1 protein-coding gene is annotated in these 2,840 nt (G+C 24.3%); it reads right to left on the bottom strand.

The window, feature by feature from the left end; translation table 11 throughout:
* The coding region (locus NSA58_RS18320; RefSeq protein WP_257560803.1) for an exonuclease domain-containing protein at positions 1 to 2,789 on the bottom strand (2,789 nt) is incomplete at its 3' end.
* Positions 2,790 to 2,840: the final 51 nt, after the last annotated feature.

Genomic DNA, 2,840 nt, shown 5'->3' with positions numbered 1-2,840 from the left:
CTGTTATCTATTTCTTCATTAATATATTCTTCAATTTCTATTTTATTTTTCATATGTTTAATCATCTTATTGTCAATAATATCATTTATTAAGTCTCTTATTACTTCTTTTCTACAAGAAGTTAAATGATTATTCACAACATAAGGAAGACTTAAGTATGTGGTATTTATTATATCACAATGATGTAAATCCTTTTTTAGTCTGTATAAATTTTCTTTTCTTCCCATATCAAATATAAGAAAACACCCATAGTCATATTTACTTCTAAGTATTCTTCCCATAGCTTGTTTTAACTTAATTATCATTTGAGGCTGATTAACATCATAATATTTTTTATTCATATAAATTTCTATATTTTTTTCATGAAGAAGTTCTTTTAAAACCTCATAGGTTTTCTCTTGTCTATCTTTTGAGTTAAATAAAGCTAACATATGTCCACTAGTACAAGGAGATAACTCTCCTATTACTCTACTCATATCTTCTATAAATTCTTTGTTTTTGTAAGAAGATATATCATCTAAAGTGATAATCTTTATTCTTTTTTTATAATCAAATAAAGGTTCAATTATTTTTTCTTTATGAATAAACCTATCTATACCTAAAGTATTAACAAAATATCTCATATTATTATTCACTGTCAAAGTGGCCGATAAAAATATCCCCGAATTTAAAGATGATAATATTTTTTCTTCAAATAAATCAGCTATATTTAAAGGAACAACTTGGAATAAAAAGTTATCAAAATCCTTGTGTAGCGTAACAATTCTAGCATACAAATCAGCTTCATTATATTCTAAAAATACTTCTATTGTATTTTTTAAAGATTCTAAATCTTTTACTTTACTCTCTCCTTGCTTATAAGTATCATTTTCCTTGTCTAAGTTGTCATCATCCATTTGTCTATCTAAAACATATAGTATAGATTTTAAATTAGAGAGAATTTTATCTAAAGAAGTTTTTATACAATCACCATATTTTTTATAACTTACATCTATAATCCTTTTATCTTTATATAAAGATCCTGCTTTTTCATCACTTTGAAGATTAATCTCCCAGCTTAAATTGTAATTTGAAAATTTTAAGTAATTATTTATTTTTCCATATTCTAAAATATATTCTGCCTCTTCAATTATAAGATTAATTTCCCTACTTATTTTAGACTTATTGTTAGCTTCCATTTTTATATAATTATAAAATCTATCAAAAGGTTTAACAGACTTTTTTTTTCTAGATGTATAAGCGAAAGGACTACTATGAATTAACTCAAAAGGATAAATTTCTTGTAAAAAATATTTTAAACTTCTATATTCTATTTCAGAAGAAAAAAACTCGTATCCCTTCTCTACCAAGTTATGAGCTTCATCTACTATTAAATTTTCTATAGGTTTTTCATCTTTGTAAGGCCATCTTGCAAGAAGAGAATGATTTACTACTGTTATGTCTTCTTCTTTCAGCTCCTCTACTCTTTTTTTATATAAACATTCTTTGTAACATTTCTTAGGTTTACAAAGGTTCGGATCACAAGAAACATGTCTTAAGTGAGTTATTATATCTGTGAAATTATTTAAAATCCAATAATTAATTTCTTCTATATCTCCATATATTCCTTCATTAACAAGTCTTTCTAATATAATTAGAGATAATATTTCACCAGAGGTGCATTTATTATTTTCATATTCATTTATATATTTTTCTAATTTTTCCACACAAATATAATTGCTCTTACCCTTTATATACCCAAAGGAAACTTTTTCTTCTAATCCTAATGATTTTAGTACATTAGGAATATCTTTCTTTATAAGTTGAGTTTGTAATTCTTTTGTATCAGTCGAAATAATTATTCTTTTATGATTTAAATAACTTTCCATTATACTTGGTAGTAGATATCCAACACTTTTTCCTATTCCTGTTGGCGCTTCAATACAAGCAATATTTTCTGCCCTAGTGTTCATAGTTTCTCTTATAGTTTTACTTAAGTCAAATTGTCCAGGTCTAAATTCATAATTAAAACCTTTCTTACTTTGCCAAATTTCACTCTTCTTCAATAAATATTCGTAAGAGAATCTATTATCTATAAGAGTGTTTTTTAGATCCTTTTTATTTTCATTAAGAGTTTCATCATCTTCATATATTACATCTATGTTTTCTAAATTATAATTTCCTTCATCAATAATTTCACTCCAAGCCCATTTATTTAATCCAAACCTATTTAGAGTTGAATTTATCTTAAAAGTTAAATTTTCCAGAGTCATAGCTTTACTTTCTTCATATTTTAATCTTAAAAGTAAAGCATTAACAACTTTTATAGTATCTATCACATCCTCTAATGCCCTATGTTTTTCATTAGATAAATCTTTAGTTAAAGTATTTTTTAAATACTCTAGATTATATTCTTTATGATATGGCTCTAATATAACAGCAAGTTCCATAGAGTCTAAAATTTCATTTTTTATTTCAGGTGTATAATATTCTAAAAACTTTTTCTCAAATCCACCATTATGGCAAATTATTTTTTTATCACCTAAAAATTCTTTTAATTTTATTTTTATATCTGATAATTGAGGAGCATTTTTTAAATCCTCTTTATTTAAATCAGTACAAAGCGAAAAAATTTCAAGAGGTACTTCTTTTTTATTTTTTACTAAAGTATGAAAAGAAGTTATTTTATTATTTTCAATTTTAATAGCACCTATTTCTAGTATTTCAGCTGTAAAAGGATTTAGTCCACTAGTTTCTAAATCAAGAAAAACTATATCTTGTACTATACTTTTAATTTCATTTATATTCATGACTCATCCTTTCATAGTTTATTAAAGAATTTTTTTACTTAACCTTATAGA

The sequence above is a fragment of the Terrisporobacter muris genome, from assembly GCF_024621905.1.
Lineage (GTDB): Bacteria > Bacillota > Clostridia > Peptostreptococcales > Peptostreptococcaceae > Terrisporobacter > Terrisporobacter muris.
This window is presented reverse-complemented; position numbering and strand designations above follow the sequence as displayed.